At 41.5% G+C, this 15,657-nt stretch carries 14 protein-coding genes and 1 rRNA gene; 8 read left to right on the forward strand and 7 right to left on the reverse strand.

The genetic code is table 11. The annotated features are described in order from the left end of the window. A 5S ribosomal RNA gene (gene rrf, locus Xbud_RS16440) occupies nt 1–97 on the forward strand; the annotation flags it as partial. 76 nt (nt 98–173) lie between these two features. Here rrf and Xbud_RS16445 read toward each other — a convergent pair. Further along, nucleotides 174–833: a GntR family transcriptional regulator gene (locus Xbud_RS16445; RefSeq protein ID WP_099137097.1), complete on the reverse strand. Its 660-nt coding sequence runs from the start codon at nt 831–833 to the stop codon at nt 174–176. Nucleotides 834–1,142: 309 nt separating this feature from the next. Between Xbud_RS16445 and Xbud_RS16450 the strand changes: the two genes are divergently transcribed. The 4 genes from Xbud_RS16450 (at nt 1,143) to Xbud_RS16465 (ending at nt 7,694) form a co-directional block, all read left to right on the forward strand. Then, nucleotides 1,143–1,910, forward strand: coding sequence for a LamB/YcsF family protein (locus tag Xbud_RS16450; protein WP_099137098.1), 768 nt, complete (start codon nt 1,143–1,145; stop codon nt 1,908–1,910). A gap of 31 nt (nt 1,911–1,941) precedes the next feature. Beyond that, nucleotides 1,942–3,546, forward strand: coding sequence for a 5-oxoprolinase subunit B/C family protein (locus tag Xbud_RS16455; RefSeq protein WP_099137099.1), 1,605 nt, complete (start codon nt 1,942–1,944; stop codon nt 3,544–3,546). Between the two features lie 5 nt (nt 3,547–3,551). Then, the gene (locus Xbud_RS16460) at nt 3,552–5,330 is read left to right on the forward strand and encodes an acetyl/propionyl/methylcrotonyl-CoA carboxylase subunit alpha (protein WP_099137100.1); all 1,779 of its coding nucleotides are present in this window, start codon (nt 3,552–3,554) and stop codon (nt 5,328–5,330) included. Between the two features lie 303 nt (nt 5,331–5,633). Beyond that, nucleotides 5,634–7,694, forward strand: coding sequence for a TonB-dependent receptor domain-containing protein (locus tag Xbud_RS16465; protein WP_099137102.1), 2,061 nt, complete (start codon nt 5,634–5,636; stop codon nt 7,692–7,694). A 95-nt stretch (nt 7,695–7,789) separates the two neighbouring features. On the opposite strand, the gene frdD is transcribed toward Xbud_RS16465, so the two are convergent. From frdD to Xbud_RS19940, 5 genes are read right to left on the reverse strand one after another with little or no spacing between them, the layout of a single operon-like run. Then, nucleotides 7,790–8,143 carry a fumarate reductase subunit FrdD gene (gene frdD / locus Xbud_RS16470; protein WP_099137103.1) on the reverse strand — a complete coding sequence of 118 codons (354 nt, stop codon included), beginning with the start codon at nt 8,141–8,143 and terminating at the stop codon, nt 7,790–7,792. A gap of 16 nt (nt 8,144–8,159) precedes the next feature. Further along, a complete protein-coding gene (gene frdC, locus Xbud_RS16475) occupies nt 8,160–8,552 on the reverse strand; it encodes a fumarate reductase subunit FrdC (RefSeq protein ID WP_099137104.1) in 393 nt (130 codons plus the stop codon). 17 nt (nt 8,553–8,569) lie between these two features. Continuing rightward, complete coding sequence (locus Xbud_RS16480; protein WP_099137106.1) at nt 8,570–9,301, reverse strand: succinate dehydrogenase/fumarate reductase iron-sulfur subunit; 732 nt, start codon at nt 9,299–9,301, stop codon at nt 8,570–8,572. After that, on the reverse strand, nt 9,294–11,090 hold the full coding sequence (gene frdA, locus Xbud_RS16485; protein ID WP_099137107.1) for a fumarate reductase (quinol) flavoprotein subunit: 1,797 nt from the start codon (nt 11,088–11,090) through the stop codon (nt 9,294–9,296). Before frdA ends, Xbud_RS16480 begins: the two co-directional genes overlap by 8 nt. A gap of 42 nt (nt 11,091–11,132) precedes the next feature. Continuing rightward, on the reverse strand, nt 11,133–11,291 hold the full coding sequence (locus Xbud_RS19940) for a hypothetical protein (RefSeq protein WP_169923095.1): 159 nt from the start codon (nt 11,289–11,291) through the stop codon (nt 11,133–11,135). A 982-nt stretch (nt 11,292–12,273) separates the two neighbouring features. Here Xbud_RS19940 and Xbud_RS16490 point away from each other — a divergent pair. From Xbud_RS16490 to epmA, 3 genes are all read left to right on the forward strand, one after another. Continuing rightward, nucleotides 12,274–12,591, forward strand: a complete 318-nt coding sequence (locus tag Xbud_RS16490) for a hypothetical protein (RefSeq protein WP_099137109.1) — start codon at nt 12,274–12,276, stop codon at nt 12,589–12,591. Nucleotides 12,592–12,653: 62 nt separating this feature from the next. After that, a complete protein-coding gene (locus Xbud_RS16495; protein ID WP_099137110.1) occupies nt 12,654–13,001 on the forward strand; it encodes a hypothetical protein in 348 nt (115 codons plus the stop codon). Between the two features lie 263 nt (nt 13,002–13,264). After that, nucleotides 13,265–14,242, forward strand: coding sequence for an elongation factor P--(R)-beta-lysine ligase (gene epmA / locus Xbud_RS16500; RefSeq protein WP_099137112.1), 978 nt, complete (start codon nt 13,265–13,267; stop codon nt 14,240–14,242). A 63-nt stretch (nt 14,243–14,305) separates the two neighbouring features. Here the strand turns inward: epmA and glpQ are convergent, their stop codons facing one another. Continuing rightward, nucleotides 14,306–15,385: a glycerophosphodiester phosphodiesterase gene (glpQ, locus tag Xbud_RS16505; RefSeq protein WP_099137114.1), complete on the reverse strand. Its 1,080-nt coding sequence runs from the start codon at nt 15,383–15,385 to the stop codon at nt 14,306–14,308. Between the last annotated feature and the right edge of the window lie 272 nt (nt 15,386–15,657).

The following is a 15,657-nucleotide window of genomic DNA, read 5'->3' on the forward strand; positions in this document are numbered from 1 at the left end:
TGGTCCCACCTGACCCCATGCCGAACTCAGCAGTGAAACGCCGTAGCGCCGATGGTAGTGTGGGGTCTCCCCATGTGAGAGTAGGGCACTGCCAGACATCAATTCAGTCAGAGAAGCCATCCGTTACCGGATGGCTTTTTTGCGTTTGGGGTAATAGTTTATTTTTTCAGTTGTTATCCGTTATTTTTGCGAGAATAAGCAGCCAGTACGGTTCTTTCTGATAAATCCAGATAATCTTCCATTTTCTGCGCCGCTAATTCTGTCTGATTTGAATCCAGAAGCTCTAGAATATAGGTATTCTTATCGACATAAGGGGCGTATAACAATTCAGGTTCATTTAAGAGGCCAAAAGCTAAACGGAGTTCTGCCGAAATATTGCGGTAGAATGTCATTAATCTTTCACTGTCGGTTAGTTCTACGATAGCAGCATGGAAACACATATTGGCTGTACCAACTCTGACCCAATCTTGCTGGTTCTGACATTGCTGGGCATTTGTTACTGCTTCACGCATTTTGGTAACAGCAGGGTGCATAGGGTATGCCTGCATAAGTGCTTGGCATTCAATCAGCTTTCTGACTCGATAGATATCAATAATTGACGCAATATCAGGTATTGCTACAAACACACCACGATTGGGTTGGTGTTTTAATAACCCTTCTTGAGTAAGAGTACGGAATACTTCCCGTAAAGTATTGCGGGAAATTTTAAGTTGCTCACTTAGGATTGCTTCTGATAAACGTTGTCCGGGTAATAATTCCCCGATAACCAATTTATTTCTTATGATTTCTGCAATTTTCTTACTCAAAATTTGAGGAGAACTCTCTCTTTTCATAGTTATCCATTGGGTGTAGCTGAGAAAAGTGCCTTTGGTGTTCAAAAGTTAATCTTCACATATTCTTGAATAACCAGCAAGTTACGATTATTTGCCTAACATAAAATGACATGATTCTTTTCATCCTAATCCTAACATTGTGTATTTCAATATTGTCTACCTCAATATTACGTGCTTGAGAATTTGGTTGGGAATATGAATAAAGTGATCTCTGTTGGATTTTTACACTATATATACTAATTTTATTTGATTATTTTCTCGTCAGAAATTATCTATTGTTCAACAATATGACAATGATGATTTAACAATATGATGAATGTAATTGATTTAAACAGCGATCTTGGTGAGAGTTTTGGACAGTGGAGGATGGGAAATGATGAGGAAATGCTGGGGATTGTTAGCAGTGCAAATGTTGCCTGTGGCTTTCACGCAGGTGATCCGGCAGGAATTTTGCAGACCCTGAAATTAGCGGAGGAAAATCAGATCGTTATTGGGGCTCATGTTTCTTATCCTGATTTAGTTGGTTTTGGCCGTCGTAATATGGATCTCGCCAGCCATGAACTTACCGCAGATGTGATTTATCAGATTGGTGCTTTGCAAGGACTAGCTACATCAATAGGAACAACAATCAGTTATGTAAAACCACACGGTGCGCTTTATAACACGATAGCTAATGATAAACAGCAGGCTTTGGCGGTTATTGAGGGCATATTGGCAATTAACTCAAATCTTGCATTGATGGGATTGGCTGGCTCAAATATCCTCCGGCTGGCGCAAGAAAAAGGTCTGAAAACTATCTCTGAGGCCTTTGCAGATCGTGCCTACACATCGAAAGGAGAATTGGTTTCCCGTCGTGAAGAAGGTGCTGTATTGCATGATGCTAACTATGTTGTACAGCGTATGTTGCAGTTAGTAACAGAGGGAGGAGTGGAATCTATTGATGGAAAATTCACCCCTATTGAAGCAGATTCTATTTGTGTACATGGTGATAGCTTAGGGGCGCTGGATATGGCCAGACAAATAAAAATTGTCCTGCAACAGGCAGGGATCACCATTCGATCATTTATCCATTCATAACCACATAGATTAATGATTTCAGGAGATAGCCTTGCGTTTTTTACCTGTTAATTTTAATTCCATTATGATTGAACTCAGTGGATTGACAGAAACACTGATGTTGTTTGATTCGCTGAATATGACACCGATCCCTGGGATTGAAGAGATTATTCCGGCGGCGAGAACTTTAATGATCCGTTTTCACCCGATGACAATTTCAGTTTATCAATTGGTAGATGAGATTCAGAATCGAAGTCTGCAAACATGCCGCTATGTGAGTGGAAAACAGATTGAGATCCCTGTGTGCTATAAGGGTGAAGACTTAGCTGCTGTTGCTGAAATACTGGGAACCTCAATACAGGACGTTATACGCCAACACACCGAAAATGAATATATGGTGGCTTTTACTGGATTTGCGCCTGGTTTTGCTTACATGATTTCGGATATTGCACAATGGAATATTCCTCGTCGCAAAACACCAAGAACACGTATTCCCGCGGGCACAGTTGCCTTGGCGGGGGAGTTCAGTGGTATTTATCCTCAGGCAAGTCCCGGAGGTTGGCAACTGATTGGTATTACGAATGAACGCATGTGGGATCTTTCGCGCCCTGAACCTGCTTTATTACAACCGGGTAATCGTGTCAGTTTCCGAAATGTTGAACGAGGTATTGTAACGGTAAGTTTGCCTGAAAAATCGTCTATTCCTGATGAAACTTTTGCTGAAATGTCTCCGGGGAAAAATTTTTGTTCTTTGGAAATATTATCTGTTGGGCTACAAACGTTATTCCAAGATTTAGGGCGTTTTGGAAAATCAGGGCTGGGAATATCGGCATCTGGTGCAATGGATAAAAGTGCCTTACGTAGTGCAAACCGTATCGTTGGTAACCCTTCTGATCAAGCATGTTTAGAAATAGTGCAAGGAGGATTTAAAGCTGTCGCCCGAGGGAAAATAATTATCGGGGTTACCGGGGCTTTATGCCCAATTCGAATCAAAACCCCGCAAGGGGAAATTTTGCATGTAAACTCTTATCAACCTATTGATTTAAATGATGGAGATGAAATCACATTGGGAATGCCCAATGCGGGAATGCGTTCTTATCTGGCTGTCAGAGGTGGTTTTATTATTCCTGAAGTGCTGGCCAGTCGTTCATTTGACACGCTGTCTAATATTGGCCCTGTACCAATAAAACCTGACGATAGATTAGTCGTAGGGGAAACATCTCACTGTGCCGCGGTATCTGTTTCTGAAGCACCTGCATTCGTAATGCCAAATAAAGATGACGTTGTGGTATTGGATATATTCCTCGGCCCTCGTACTGACTGGTTTGAGCAGACATCAATTGATTTGTTACGAAACCAAATCTGGCAGGTAACTCCACAATCCAACAGGATTGGTTTGAGGTTAAATGGTGAGTACACACTATCACGTATTAAGCACGAAGAATTACCGAGTGAAGGAACTTGCAGTGGTGCGATACAAATTCCGGCCAGTGGGCAGCCAGTATTGTTTCTGGCAGATCATCCTGTGACTGGTGGATATCCTGTTATTGCTTCTGTGGCACATTACCACCTTGATCTTGCTGGTCAGATCCCGATCAATGGCAAAATTCAATTTAATCCCATCAATCAATTTTACGAAATCCAGGGGAGTAAATAGCGGCAATGAACACTACTGTTAACAATATAAAAAAGACTACAAATAAGGTATTGATTGCCAATCGTGGTGAAATTGCTGTTCGCATCATTCGTGCTTGTCGTGACTATGACATACAAACGATAGCTGTTTATGCAGATTCTGATATCGATGCACAACACGTGCAATTAGCAGATGAAGCGTATGCTTTAGTAGGAAGCAGTCCCGCAGAAACCTATCTTAATATTCCACGTTTACTGGAAATTGCAAAGCAAGCGCAGGCAACGATGATCCATCCCGGATACGGTTTTTTGTCTGAGCGAGCTGAATTTGCCCGTGCTGTTATTGATGCGGGGTTGATTTGGATTGGCCCTAACCCTGACACAATTGACGAATTGGGAAATAAAGTTAAGGCACGTAAAATTGCCCGGCAAGTTGGTGCTCCCTTGGTGGCAGGAACTGCAGAGCCTGTCAAAGATGTGCAGGAAGTTATTGCTTTTGCGGAGGAACATGGTTTACCGATTGCCATTAAAGCCGCATTTGGTGGTGGAGGTCGTGGTTTGAAAGTGGCCTGGCGACGGGATGAAGTTGAAGAACTTTACTATTCCGCAATACGTGAGGCGACAGCCGCTTTTGGGCGGGGGGAATGTTTTATTGAACAGTTTCTGAATAAACCGCGTCATATTGAAGCGCAGGTAATTGCAGATAAATACGGCAATATCGTTGTGCTTGGCACCCGAGACTGTTCCTTGCAGCGCCGGAATCAGAAACTGGTGGAAGAAGCTCCGGCTCCCTTTTTAACTCAGCAGCAACGGGAACGCATTCATCAAGCGGCAAAAGCGATTTGTGCGGCAGCCAATTATGTTGGAGCGGGGACGGTCGAGTTTTTACTCAGTGCTGATGGTTCGCTCTCTTTCTTAGAAGTGAATACTCGCTTACAAGTAGAGCATCCTGTTACGGAAGAAACAACAGGTATTGATTTGGTCATTGAACAGTTGAGGATTGCAGAAGGTTATCCGTTAAGCATCCAAGAGACACCTGAACCAAGAGGGCACTCATTTGAATTTCGCATCAATGCAGAAGATGCCGGAAAAGGTTTTTTGCCCACTTCCGGCGCTATTACAGAGTTTCTCCCGCCTTCTGGTCCCGGTATTCGTCTGGACTCCGGTGTAATGAGTGGTTCTACAATCCCCGCTGCTTTTGATTCATTGATGGCAAAACTGATTGTCACAGGAACAACGCGTGAGCAAGCTCTTGCCCGTGCACGTCGGGCATTACAAGAATTTAAAATCAGTGGAGTAGCCTCAGTTTTACCTTTCCACCGAGCTGTAATCGAACATCCTGATTTTGTCTCAGGAGATAATTTCAACGTTCATACCCGCTGGATTGAAACAGACTTTGCCGATGAACTGGAGGCTTCGCTTCGTCAGATCCCGGCTGAGGACAAGCATATCACCCGCACATATATTGAAATTGATGGTCGCAGGCATCAATTGGGCTTGTCATCAGATTTATTGGCAGGTTTAGCGAAATTAGCGTCTGCCAGTGAGAAGCAATTTTCTCAGCCAATAACAAAGCAAAAAAAGTCGCAAGATCCCCGTCAGGTAAAGGCACCTATTTCCGGCATTCTGCATTCTTGGTTAGTTCAGGAAGGGGAGCAAGTTAATGAAGGTGATGTGATTGCTGTGATGGAAGCCATGAAAATGGAGGTACAGATCCGTGCACATCGTTCAGGGAGAATCACATTCTGTGCTCAGGCAGGGAATTATCAGGATGCAGACCGAGTTTTGGCCAGAATAGAGTATTAATATTTTATCTAAAAAACCAACGGGTATAAATTTATACCCGTTTGAGCTTTGAGGTGAAGATCTCACTCAGGCTCTTTATCGTCATCAACTTCTTCATTCTATTCAATAAATAAGCCTGCCTTTGTGGACTCAGATCGTCAACAAATCTTCGCTAAGAGCTAAGAGCTAAGAATAGTAGGATTTGTTGGGACCTGATTTCGAATCTAAATAGTTAAAATAAACGATAGTCACTTAAGGTTATTTACATTTCCTATAGAAATGTAAATAATAATAATTCTCAATCATGTTTTAACTAAAAAATGTATGTCTAAAATTACCAAAATTTACGCAAGCTTGGCTAAAAGTGGTCTGTGTGTTCCTTTGATGTCTGCATCTATGCTGACAGTCGCTATCTCTACTAACGCATTAGCAAACACCGAAGGGTCAATCAAAAAATCAACGGCAACTGGCGATACACTCGTTGTTATTGCAGGTAACAATGCGGAACAAGAGAGTGGAAAAGTCAACCGTAACGAAATTAAAGTCAGACAGGCACAAAGTGTCGGTGAGATTTTAAAGAATGTACCGGGCGTTCAAGCGGGTCACCCTAGCGCTTTAGGGCAGCGCTTTAAAATCCGTGGCATGGATGATCAGTTCATCAACGTAACGGTTGATGGTGCACGGCAAGAGGGATATCACTTCCATCATGCGGGGAATTACGGTATAGACCCTGAAATGCTGAAGCAAATTGATATCAGCGTTGGTACTAATAGTATTACCTATGATACCGGAGCCCTTGGCGGTGCATTAAAATTTGAAACCGTTGATGCTGGTGATTTATTAGAGCCGGGCCAATTATTTGGTACAAAAGGCAAATTAAGTTATGTCAGTAATGGTTCTGAGTTCCAGCAATCTTTAGCAACTTATGGCAGAGTGGGAGCAGTTGATTTATTAGGTTACTTTAACCATCGTAATATGAATGATGCTGAATCGGGCAGAGATAGCCGCGGAAGAGATTCAATTCCTACCGATGGGAAACTGGTCAATTATTTATTAAAAGCGAAATTCAATCTGACTGATGATCAGTACATCAGTGTATCAAGAGAACGTTATCAGAATGATGCGGATACTAATTTCAGATTGAATTTTGGTTCGGACATCAATAAAGGGAAAAAAGGAAAGTACGTTGTAGAGCGTGATGCTTATAATCTTACTTACAGATATGTACCAGTCGATAATGACTTCATTGATTTAAAAATTTCTGCCTATCACACAGAACAAAATTTCAATCATATGAGGGAAGTCGGTGGGCCTGGAAAGGGATTTGACAGTATTGTTGAAACTCAAGGCATTAGGGCGCGTAATGTCTCTAATTTTGATACCCAGAAATTATCCCATGTTTTAACTTATGGGTATGAATATTTTGATACCAGAATGGCATACACTGATGTATCAGAAAATGTACACAAAAAAGCAGTAGAAACAGGAAAGTCATCATCTGTTTATTTGGAAGATGATATTCAAATTGCTGATTTCCATTTCATACCAGGTGTCAGATGGGATCATTACAAATACAACACTATTAATAAAAACCATGAACCTTTTGAGAGAACTTATGCTCGTTTCTCAAAAGCACTTGGTTTGAAATACGAACTTGGAGCGTCAACCACATTATTTGCCAATTATACCGAACTTTTCAGAGGGCCATTGGGCAAAGAGATTGGTCTGGGGCCAAGCAATCACAATGCTAACTTGAAAACTACAACAGGGTACAACTTAGAAACTGGCGTAGCGGGAACATATCCTAGTATTTTTGCTGAAAACGATTCATTTACTGTAATTGGTAAAGTATTCCAGACCAATTTTAAAAACCTGTCTACGACTTTAGCTAAAAGAGAGCTACACAACATCCCAAAATCCAGATTGGAAGGGTTTGAATTAGCGACTAAATATAAACTGGATAACTGGTCCTTAAGAGCGACTTACGCCAAAGCGAATAATAAAATTATGCAAGGTAATGCGTTGTTTGACAGAAGATTAGAGTTCACACCAACTATTGGTGATTCTTTTACCATTGGGGGAAGTTACTTGTTTGATAAAACTGACATTGAACTCGGTTGGAATTCCCGATTTGTCAGGTCAGCAGACGCGAAAGGGACAGATAGTGGTCGGGTTGTAAATGTACATAAATCAGGCTATAGCGTCAGTGATATGTATATTTCCTGGGTTCCGAAAACGGGCTCATTTAAAAACACAGAAATCCAGCTTGGTATCGATAATATCTTCGATAAACGTTACAACGAACAGTCTTACTATCTGAATATTTATAAAGGGCAAGAAGAAAAAGGCCGCACATATAAAGCGACAATTTCTTATAAGTTCTAATGAACAGGTCTTAAAGGTTGCAAAAATACCTTTCGTAAAAAGTCTGCGGTTTATCCGCAGACTTTTTCCAGGATAGCTTGCTAAAATTAGCGCTATTACAGCGCAAAAATCCCAATCAAGGCAACCACAGTCAGAATCGCGGCTGCACCATAAAACCCCCATTGACTGGCGGGAATATGAATTTTCAGATCGTGCATACCGTGATGAATACGGTGCAAACCACACCATAAAGGCAGGCTAATCATCAGCAGCAAAAAGATGCGGCCAATAAAACTCTGACAAAATGTCAGAATACGTTCATAAGAAAGCGCTTCCGGTGCTAGTCCCAGTGGCAGCAAAATACCTAGTAGCAGGATAATTGCAGGCCCAACAATGGCACTCCACATACCACCTGCACCAAACAGGCTCCAGAAAATCGGTTCATTGGAACGTTTTGGTACTTGATTCATCAGATCCTCCTTGGGGTTAGAGCAGTGCTACACCGAGAATAACGGCACTAGCAATGATAGTGGTTGCCCACAGTAGTTTGACAACCGGTCCCGGTGGAATTTTTTCACTTTTGATAATGATATTGAGAGCCTTGGGAGCCAGCTCAAACCACGTTTTGGTATGCAATAATGAAGCCAGCAGGGTGATAACATTAATCAGCAATACCAGCGGATTTTGCAGGAAAGAGACAAACCCTGCCCAATTTTCGGGGCCGCCTTTCAAAGCGAACAGGCCATAGAGCACTAAAATACTGAACCAAACGGTAGGAATAGCTGTCCCTTCACGCAGCATATAGAATCGATAGAATCCCAATTTATGCCACCAATTAGGCTCCATGCCACGTACATAAGGTTTACGTTTTGTTGCCATTATTCTTTCCTCCCTTATTATGGTTTCAGCATAGAGATAATGAAATCTTTGGCACTTTCTGCTTTGCTTTGTTGAATTGCACCCGCTGGATCAACATGCTTCGGGCAAACCTCAGAGCAATAACCGACAAACGTACAAGACCAGACGCCATTATCGCTGTTGATCTGTGGCATCCGCTCTTTTTGGCCGTGATCTCGATTATCAAGATTATAGCGGTGCGCCAGTGTGACTGCGGCAGGGCCGATAAACTCAGGATTCAGGCCAAACTGAGGGCAAGCTGCGTAGCATAGGCCACAGTTGATACAGCCGGAGAATTGATGATACTTCGCCATCTGTGCCGGAGTTTGCACATTCGGGCCATCAGAGGGTTTGCGCTCATTGCCGATGATATAAGGCTTGATGGCTTCCAGGCTCTCAATAAAATGAGTCATATCCACCACTAAATCCCGTTCAATCGGGAAATTCCCTAATGCTTCAACCTTCAGACTTTGCGAATAATCACGCAGGAAAGTCTTACAGGCCAGTTTTGGTACGCGGTTCACCATCATGCCGCAGGAACCACAGATTGCCATACGGCAAGACCAGCGGTAAGACAGGTCAGGGGCCAGATTATCTTTAATATAGCCCAAGGCATCCAACAGAGAAGTCTGCTCATCGTAGGGCACTTCGTAAGTTGCAAAATATGGTTCATTATCGATTTCCGGGTTATAGCGCATGACTTCCATTTTCAGTTTTTTCATCTCAGTCATTCGCTTGCTCCTTCTGTTTTTTCTCTTGGGCTGTAGCTTCACCGCCATAGACCCGTTTTGCTGGTTGGGATTTAGTGATCTTCACATCACTGTATTCCAAATGTGGGGCACCTTCCGGGTTATAGAAGGCCAGTGTATGTTTCAGGAAGTTTTCATCATCACGTTCTGTGCAGCCTGTATCAAGGCGCTGGTGAGCGCCGCGGGACTCTTTACGGTTCATGGCCGAGTGAGCCATACATTCAGCGACATCCAGACTAAATCCCAGTTCAATGGTATAGAGCAGATCAGTATTGAATACACTGGAGCGGTCACTGATTTGGATGTGTTTAAAACGCTCTTTCAGTTCAGCAATCTTATCAATCGTCTTCTGCATTAACTCAGGAGTACGATAAATACCGCAACCTTCTTCCATTGAGGTTCCTAACTCATCGCGTATTTTCGCCCAGTTTTCATTACCTTGCTGATTCAGCAGCTTATTGAGTTTAGCTTCGATATCGCGGGCTTGCGCATCCAGTGCATTTTCATTGGCAGATATAGTTTCCTGAGCATGTTTAACAGCCTTTTCACCCGCCAGACGACCGAAGACCACCAGTTCTGCCAGTGAGTTAGAGCCAAGACGGTTTGCACCATGCAGGCCAACCGAAGAACACTCTCCAATGGCAAACAGCCCTTTGATACGGGTTTCACATTGTTGATTGGTTTCGATTCCACCCATCGTGTAATGCGCTGTAGGGCGAACGGGGATCGGTTCTTTGACCGGATCAACACCTACATAGGCTTTGGCTAATTCACAAATAAATGGTAAGCGCTCAAGTAATTTCTTCTCACCCAGATGGCGTAGATCCAGATGCACAACATCACCACGTGGTGTTGCAATGGTCCGGCCTGCTCGCCATTCATGCCAGAATGCCTGCGAAACTTTGTCGCGTGGCCCCAGTTCCATATATTTATTTTCCGGATGGCCGAGTGGAGTTTCTGGCCCCAACCCGTAATCCTGTAGATAGCGGTAGCCATCTTTGTTAACCAGGATCCCACCCTCACCCCGGCAACCTTCGGTCATTAGGATCCCTGATCCCGGTAAACCGGTTGGGTGATACTGCACAAACTCCATATCACGCAATGGAATACCGTGGCGGTAAGCCATACCCATACCATCGCCTGTCACAATGCCACCATTGGTGTTGTAGCGATATACACGTCCGGCGCCGCCGGTAGCCATAATGACCGCATTTGCACGAATTTGAACTTTGCTTCCTTCCATCATATTCAAGGCGACCAAACCGCGTGCTTGACCTTCATCAACCAGAATATCAAGGACAAAATGCTCATCAAAACGCTGGATTTGAGGATATTTGAGCGAGGTTTGAAATAGTGTATGCAGCATGTGAAAGCCGGTTTTATCGGCAGCAAACCATGTGCGTTCAATTTTCATGCCGCCAAAACGACGAACATTGATAGAACCATCTTCCTTACGGCTCCATGGGCAGCCCCATTGCTCCAATTGGATCATTTCCGTTGGACAATGTTTGACAAAATATTCAACCACATCCTGTTCACATAGCCAATCGCCACCAGACACCGTGTCATTGAAATGAAAATCATAGGAGTCATGAGATTGAGTGACAGCGGCTGATCCACCTTCTGCGGCGACGGTGTGGCTGCGCATAGGATACACTTTGGAAATCAGGGCAATTTTGAGTTGGGGATTAGCTTCAGCCGCAGCGATAGCTGCCCGTAGACCTGCGCCACCGGCTCCGATAATTACTAGATCAGCATTGAAGGTTTGCACTGTACTTCTCCGTTGTTTAAGTGTGGGTTCAAACTAAATAAATCAAAAATCAGTTAAAGGAACCGTTGTGTTATTACTCATTTGTTTCTTTATTTTTGCTATGCTGAAGTAATATTTATTATTATTTATCAATGCATTATTTGTAGTGATGTTATACTCTTCGTCTTTCAAGTCGCCTCTTTGTTGGCTGCGCTCACTCACTCCGGTCACCGTTTTTATAAACATACGGTTATCTATGCTCCCGGTAATTAATGAGAGGCTCCTGCCTCTCATCGGAGGCCAGCCTTTGGCTGGGTAAATTCGTTTCCGACGAATTTGTCATTCCCTTGCCGCCGCGATACATCTTGAAATCCATTGGGTATATGAGTGATTTTCTATATTTTAACGAGAGAGGTTCACTATCTGTTATTTTTTGTATGGTTTAATTATAGCGAATAGCGTCGGGAGTAAATTTGATATAAATGCGTATTTTGTATGATTTTCCCTGCAAAACGTGATCTGAGACAGGTTTTTTACTTATTGGCATGATGCATGCGATGATGAAAAATAATTTATCAAATTTTTTGATAAAAGTAAGATATAAACACATTGTTGTAATTAATGACGATTTTATTTTTAAAAAAATTATCAGTCAGAATATTAACTGAATAAAAAATACTTATTAAATAAGTCATTTAACAACAAGGTATGTCCGTATTATATTTTTAGAGTAATTTTTACACATGAGTTTTTTTAATGGAAATATGGAATTAAATATAAATGTTGTTTTATTTTGACAATGGGAATTGTGTGATTTTTTCATCAATCAGTAATTTAAAATATTTTCTTTGACATATCAATAATCATCATCTAACTTTTATATATAGTTTTTTATTAGAATTTATCTTCTTTGGGTCACATTTAATAAGTTTCCAGTTTTATATTTATTCGAAATTTAGATTGGTAAAAAGGAAATGTAATATATTTTCCTGAATAGGGGTGAGAAAACTCTTGCATAATCATAAATCAATATCTTATCCCTACTCTATATAGGGATTTAGCACCAATTAAAATATAGGGGGATTTTCTTCCACTTAATTGATGGTTATATTCTGATGATATTGTGGTTTTCAATTCAGAGTTAGATCTCTACTGAATTTTGTTTGTGTTTTTTATATAAATAATTATCTAAAGGAATCATCATATGAATATTAAAGATAAATCAATATCAGCCAATACATTAACAGCTGGTGAGGTATATTACGACGTAAAAATTCTTAGGTTGCAGATTTTCGGTCTGGAAGACAGAAGCAGTGGTGTTAGGATCACGGTCCATCATGATCAGTATGGTGTTCTTTTTTATGCACTTGCAGCTCCTAATCAGGAGATAGGCGGAATTGCAATATATATGGGATTATTGGAGTCTTTACTCAAAAGATCTATAGTAAGAATAAAAGCTACTGGATATCATGGTGAACCAGAAGTTGGTTTAATTTCAGGTGCTACATTTAGTACAGTGTAAAAATAATCTTGACTAATTCACTTTTAAGAAATTTATTAAAAATTAGTGAAAGGAGTAATCACATGAACAGCAATGATAAATCAGTATCAAATGAGATACGAGAAGATGATGAAACAACTATTTACAATGTAAAAATTGTTGGGGTAGAGGCTGATGTTTTATTTAGTAATATTGAAATAAAGTTTGTGGATTCACACGGATTTCATTTTGAAAAATTTTATTTAGCATACCCTGAACATCGTATAAGTGGAGAAGGAATATATATCACATTACTGTTAGCTTTAAACGATTCATTTCTTGTGTCATTAAAACTCACCAAGATTACTTATCCAGAAAAACTTAGTTATATCTCAGGTGTTAGGGTTGAAATTCCGGGTGTAATACCTGATCCTCATGCTCCTTGGAATTAAGATGAGATACATTTTCCTACTTTCTACTTTCTTTGACTCCAATAGAATCTTCTGGCATTTGGACACGGATGTTCATATTATTCAATGGAATCACAATGAAAGTTTAAAATTTATGTTTTATTATCTTCCGTACAGAGATGAGAGAGATTCTGGTCACTTGTATTGCCGAGAATAATTGCTTGCCAATTTCATATTGAAAATTTGTCTGACAAACGGGATGCGGGTAAACTGCGCGTTTTGTTTTATCTTGGAGTCATTGGAACATGAACGAAGTCGCGGATTGGCAGCCAACTGCCCCTATCGCCAACCTATTGAAAAGGGCAGAGATTCTGGCGGAAATACGGCGCTTTTTCGCAGATCGCGGGGTGTTGGAGGTTGAAACACCAGCCATGAGTCAAGCGACTGTCACTGACGTCCATCTTGTTCCTTTCCAGACACGATTTGTCGGGCCTGGTGCGGCGGAGGGCTTGCCCCTGTACCTGATGACCAGCCCTGAATATCACATGAAACGTCTGTTGGCAGCAGGCAGTGGCTCCATTTATCAGATGGGAAAAAGTTTCCGTAATGAAGAAGCAGGGCGTCACCATAATCCTGAATTCACTATGCTTGAATGGTATCGTCCGCATTACGATATGTATCGTTTGATGAATGAAGTGGATGATCTATTGCAGCAAATTCTGGATTGTGAAAGTGCTGAATCTCTTTCTTACCAGCAGGCATTTATTCGTTATTTGGATGTTGATCCTCTGACTGCAAGCAAGGAAAAACTGCGTGAAGTAGCGGTAAAACTTGATCTCAGCAATATCGCTGATCGTGAAGAAGATCGGGATACCTTGTTGCAATTGCTTTTTACCATGGGAGTTGAAACGCACATAGGGATTGAGAAGCCGACGTTTATCTACCATTTCCCTGCATCCCAGGCGGCACTGGCAGAAATCAGTAAAGAAGATCACCGTGTTGCCCAGCGCTTTGAAGTTTATTTCAAAGGCATGGAACTAGCGAACGGTTTCCGTGAACTGACAGACAGCAAAGAGCAGCGCCTGCGTTTCGAACAGGATAACCGGAAACGTGAAGCAATGGGGTTGCCTGTACAGCCGATTGATGAGTACCTGCTTGAAGCATTGGCTCATGGTATGCCGGAATGTGCCGGAGTTGCATTGGGGGTTGATCGCCTGATTATGCTGGCACTAGGTGCAGAGAGGATCAGCGAAGTGATCGCATTTCCAGTGGGAATCTCTTAACCTGAACTTCATTGAGTATAAAGGGGACATTAAAGTTGCCCCCTTTTTTCATGGTGATATTGATTACTTATGTTCGTGATGTTTTTCCAGGAATTTCACGGCTAAATCAGGAAAATCGGTGAATGCACCATCGACATTTGCTTTGTCAAAAACGATATTAAACAATTGATTTCCGCTGGTGGCGTATTTTGGCAGTTGGTCAATACGGATAGTGTATGGATGTACTACCAGATGGCTGGCGTGAGCTTCTTTCACCATACCAGTCAATTTAATGTTGTTTGGTGTAGAATCACTGGCGATCAGCATATGGTAATCAGGGCCAATACCGTCAGCATATTTTGCCACTTCTTTCATTGCGCCCGGCTTAAACATCCAGTCGTAACTGTAGTTTCGCCACGTGCCATCTGTTTTTTGCTCATAGGTTTCATTCCAGTCAGTGTAAGCAATAAGCTGAACAAGTTTCAGATCCATTCCCAATTTTGGTTCCAGCTCGTTTTTGATGCGTTTCAGCTCATTGGCATCAAAACATTGCAGATAGACTTTATCGTTCTTTTTGGTATAGCCATATTGTTTTAGTATTTCCAATACTTTAGTTGTGATGTCTTTTCCTTCCTGACGATGGAACCATGGAGCTTTGATCTCAGGATAAATACCGATATCTTTTCCGGTAGATTTGTTCAGACCTTGAATAAATTCCAGTTCTTCCTGAAAAGTGTGAATACGAAAATCCGATTTTCCCATTGGAAAACGGCCAGGATAGTTTTGTACTTTTTTGCCATCCTTAATATCAAAACCTTCAGTAAATTTCAGTGATTTAATTTCTGGCAAAGTAAAGTCGATGGCATAATAGCGCCCGTCAGTACGAGCACGGTTCGGGAAACGTTCTGCGACATCGGTTACGCGATCAAGATAATGGTCGTGCAGTACAATAAGTTGATCATCCTTAGTCATAACCAAATCTTGCTCAAGGTAATCCGCTCCTTGCGCATAGGCCATTGCTTTGGCGGGTAATGTGTGTTCAGGTAAATAACCGCTGGCACCACGATGGGCGATAACAATTTTATCTGTTGCAGCATGTGCAATACCTGACATTGATGATGTTAACAGAAGACCGGTCATAATAGCTTTAATAGGGATCTGCATAGGAACTCTCCATTTATTCTAATAAAAATCTTGAATAAAGAATGATATTACTTACTACTGTACTGATTTTTCTTCAGATTATGTTTATATCTAATCCTGTCCTATCTGTTATTAAATGAACAGAAATAAAAAATGGAATTGGTCTTTTGTATTCAAATAATAATTTTAAATTATGAAAACAGACATTGTTTAGGTTGAAGGTTTAGGGCGTTTATCTCAGAAAATGAAAGATTCAGTATAGCTAATGAAATCGCAGTACAACTTTATTGTAC

The sequence above is a fragment of the Xenorhabdus budapestensis genome (genome assembly GCF_002632465.1).
GTDB classification, from domain to species: domain Bacteria; phylum Pseudomonadota; class Gammaproteobacteria; order Enterobacterales; family Enterobacteriaceae; genus Xenorhabdus; species Xenorhabdus budapestensis.

What these genes read in the sequence shown, in the direction of transcription:
- Xbud_RS16445 (WP_099137097.1), bottom strand. Translation starts at nt 833, where the DNA reads ATGAAAAGAGAGAGTTCTCCTCAAATTTTGAGTAAGAAAATTGCAGAA.
- Xbud_RS16450 (WP_099137098.1), top strand. Translation starts at nt 1,143, where the DNA reads ATGATGAATGTAATTGATTTAAACAGCGATCTTGGTGAGAGTTTTGGA.
- Xbud_RS16460 (WP_099137100.1), top strand. Translation starts at nt 3,552, where the DNA reads ATGAACACTACTGTTAACAATATAAAAAAGACTACAAATAAGGTATTG.
- Xbud_RS16465 (WP_099137102.1), top strand. Translation starts at nt 5,634, where the DNA reads ATGTCTAAAATTACCAAAATTTACGCAAGCTTGGCTAAAAGTGGTCTG.
- frdD (WP_099137103.1), bottom strand. Translation starts at nt 8,143, where the DNA reads ATGAATCAAGTACCAAAACGTTCCAATGAACCGATTTTCTGGAGCCTG.
- frdC (WP_099137104.1), bottom strand. Translation starts at nt 8,552, where the DNA reads ATGGCAACAAAACGTAAACCTTATGTACGTGGCATGGAGCCTAATTGG.
- Xbud_RS16480 (WP_099137106.1), bottom strand. Translation starts at nt 9,301, where the DNA reads ATGACTGAGATGAAAAAACTGAAAATGGAAGTCATGCGCTATAACCCG.
- Xbud_RS16490 (WP_099137109.1), top strand. Translation starts at nt 12,274, where the DNA reads ATGAATATTAAAGATAAATCAATATCAGCCAATACATTAACAGCTGGT.
- Xbud_RS16495 (WP_099137110.1), top strand. Translation starts at nt 12,654, where the DNA reads ATGAACAGCAATGATAAATCAGTATCAAATGAGATACGAGAAGATGAT.
- epmA (WP_099137112.1), top strand. Translation starts at nt 13,265, where the DNA reads ATGAACGAAGTCGCGGATTGGCAGCCAACTGCCCCTATCGCCAACCTA.
- glpQ (WP_099137114.1), bottom strand. Translation starts at nt 15,385, where the DNA reads ATGCAGATCCCTATTAAAGCTATTATGACCGGTCTTCTGTTAACATCA.